A 2,712-nucleotide genomic window follows, 5' to 3' on the forward strand; every position below is an offset into this window, starting at 1 on the left:
GGCCAGTTGCGCCAGCCGGCGCAGGAACTGTATCTGAAGAACCGGCTCAAGGGGCATCCGGCCAGCTGCGCCAAGCTGCGCGCCCGCGCCGCCGCGAGCGGCAGCGGCGCCGAAAGCGCCTGCGCCTGCGCGTTCGGCGACAACCCGGGCATCTATCCCAATCCGCTGCTTCACCTGAACGGTTTCCAGCCGTCGGGACCCGCCGTCGATCCCACGGTCAGGGACCAGGCCCTGCGGATTCAGAACCTGGTGCGCCGTTACCTGGATCTGCGGGAGAAGCTGCGCCGCCTGGATGCCGAGTTCGGCGAGGTGGAAAAGCAGGTCCTGGAACTGTTCCGCGGCGAGGGCGTGGACAGCCTGCCCACGCCCATGGGCACGCTGCGGCTCGTCCACCGCGACGACGGCTCGCCCCGGATGGTGCTGGAGCTGTGAGTCGCTGCGGTTATCGGTGCGCCGACGGTTGATCTGGCCGGCCCCTGCAGGAAAGGTGCTCGGACCGGGATTGGCCGATACCCGCTATCCGAAGTCCGACGTCCGGTTGACTCGATCGATCCGTTGGCTGGAGGGCCGATGTCCGTCGTCTATCTCGTGCGCCAGGGCACCACGTTGCATCGGAAGGACGGCAGCCTGCTCCTCTGCCAGGGGAAGCGGCCGGTGGAGAAGATCCCCGCCGACGAACTCGACCGGCTGGTCGTCCTGGGCGCCGTGACCCTTTCGCCCTCGGCCGTGTCGTTCCTCTTGAGCCGCGGCATCGATACGGTTTTCCTCAGTTTTTACGGGCGCTACCTGGGCCGGTTGAACGCGGGCACCCGGAAGAACGTGTACCTCCGGCTGCAACAGTACGATCGGCTGCGCGACGCGCCGTTCCGCCTGGCCATGGCCCGGCAGATCGTCCGGGCGAAGGTTCTCAGCCAGACCGGGGTGCTGGAAAGCCGCCTCAAGGACGGCCCGAACCCGGTGCTGTCCCGGGGGCGCGAACAGCTGCTCGAGGCCGCCGCGGGGGCTGCCCGCGCCGGCGATCTGGCGTCGCTCCGCGGCTTCGAGGGCCGGGCCGGGGCGGTCTATTTCCGCTGTCTGGAGGAGCTGCTGCGCACCCCCGATTTTGTCTTTCACGGCCGCAACCGCCGGCCGCCCAAGGACCCGGTCAACGTGATGCTCAGTCTGGGGTACACCCTGCTCCTGGCGGCGCTGGAGCGGGAGGTTGAGCAGTCGGGGCTGGACCCCGGCGTGGGGTGCTTCCATGAACTGGAATACGGCCGCCCCTCGCTGGTGCTGGACCTCCAGGAGGAGTTCCGGGTGCCCGCGGTGGACCTGGTGGTGCTGCGCGCCTGCAACCGGCGGGTGATGCGCCTGCAGGACTTCTACTTTCCCGACCGGATGGCGGAGGAGGCCCGGGATCTGGCCGAATTTTCCGAGCTGAGACGCGAAGCGCCGGTGGTGCTCACCTACGAGGGCTACCGCAAGTTCATCGGCTTGTTCGAGAGCCGCTGCGGCGAGCGGCTCAGCGTCCGGACCCTGTCCGGCGGGGAGGGTGCCGCCGGCGGGAGGCGGCACGAATTGCGCGCGCTCTTCCGCCGCCAGGTGGCCCGCTACGTCCGCGCCGTCAAGGGCGAGGAGGAATACGAGCCCGTTGTCTGGGATTCGCGGCGCTAGTGGCGGCCGATGGTGAGGAAACACGCCGAGACCGCTCGCCGTCCGGCCCGGCCATGATCATCTCAAGGAGGATGCCAATGACCATCACCCATTCATCGCTGACGTGCAGCGCGTGTTCCCGTCGGGTGCCGCCGGAGCTCGTGGCCGCCTGCCCGGTGTGCCACCGGCGGTATTGCCGGGACTGCGGCGGGGCGACCTGCGAGCTGGACCACATCCTGTGCCACCCGATCGGCCCGAAGGAGTCGATGATCTCCATGGTGCTGCGTTGCCCCCGGGATCACGCGCTGTTGAAGAAGCCGAACACCGATCCGTACATCGAGAACCTGCGCCGGCTCGAAGGGATGGATTGGGAGCGGCGCTCGGTGGATCCGGCGGACGAACTGGCCGGCGCCGTGAACTGGACCCGCGAAGTGGTCGCGCTGGCCCGCCGCTGCCTGGCCATCGGCCTGACCTTCCATCCCAACCCGGCCACGACCTTCGGGGTGCTGGGCGCGGCGCTGCGGCGGATGCAGGGGGGCGACGGCGACGACTATCTCCGCCGCTGCGAGGCGGACTTCGGCAAAAAGGTTTTCTCGCCTCGCGTCGCCCGGGAGTTGATGTTCGGCCTGGCGGCCGCCATGCAGCTCCGCGAGAATCGCGCCGAGCAGCGGCAGGCGCTGATGGTGGCCCGTCAGTTCCTGCGCACCTGGTCCGACATGTGACGACGGCGCCCAGTGATGCGAAAACGCTTGGGCGGAACGCCTCATCCGGGCTACAATGAGGTGACCGGGAGCGCTCGATGCCCTGCTGGGCTGCTGCGCGAGCGTGCTCAGCGGCAGTTTCAGACGAATCGCCCGTGGATGTGACCGCAGGATGTATCCAACGGTGAATCAGTCAGTTGATCTGTTCCCCGGGTATGGTACGGTTCCGGTGGCGCCCCTTGCGGGTGCGTTGCCGCAAAACGCTTTCGGAACCACTCGTTTTTCAGACGATTACGTGGCCAGCTAACCGACTGAAGGCCCCGACTACAGGGGATTGCGACTTAATCTAATTCGATTCCGGCGTCGATTACCGCATCAC

3 protein-coding genes are annotated in these 2,712 nt (G+C 67.8%); all 3 read left to right on the top strand.

Going from position 1 to position 2,712, the window contains the following annotated elements:
* On the top strand, nt 1-432 hold a 432-nt coding region (locus tag GX414_13515; GenBank protein ID NLI48118.1), incomplete at its 5' end, for a hypothetical protein.
* Nucleotides 433-570: 138 nt separating this feature from the next.
* The gene (cas1, locus tag GX414_13520; GenBank protein ID NLI48119.1) at nt 571-1,653 is read left to right on the top strand and encodes a CRISPR-associated endonuclease Cas1; all 1,083 of its coding nucleotides are present in this window, start codon (nt 571-573) and stop codon (nt 1,651-1,653) included.
* 77 nt (nt 1,654-1,730) lie between these two features.
* Entirely contained in the window at nt 1,731-2,354 is a 624-nt protein-coding gene (locus GX414_13525; protein NLI48120.1) for a hypothetical protein, read from the top strand.
* Nucleotides 2,355-2,712: the final 358 nt, after the last annotated feature.

The organism is Acidobacteriota bacterium (assembly GCA_012517875.1).
In the GTDB taxonomy this organism is placed as follows: domain Bacteria; phylum Acidobacteriota; class JAAYUB01; order JAAYUB01; family JAAYUB01; genus JAAYUB01.

What these genes read in the sequence shown, in the direction of transcription:
- cas1 (NLI48119.1), top strand. Translation starts at nt 571, where the DNA reads ATGTCCGTCGTCTATCTCGTGCGCCAGGGCACCACGTTGCATCGGAAG.
- GX414_13525 (NLI48120.1), top strand. Translation starts at nt 1,731, where the DNA reads ATGACCATCACCCATTCATCGCTGACGTGCAGCGCGTGTTCCCGTCGG.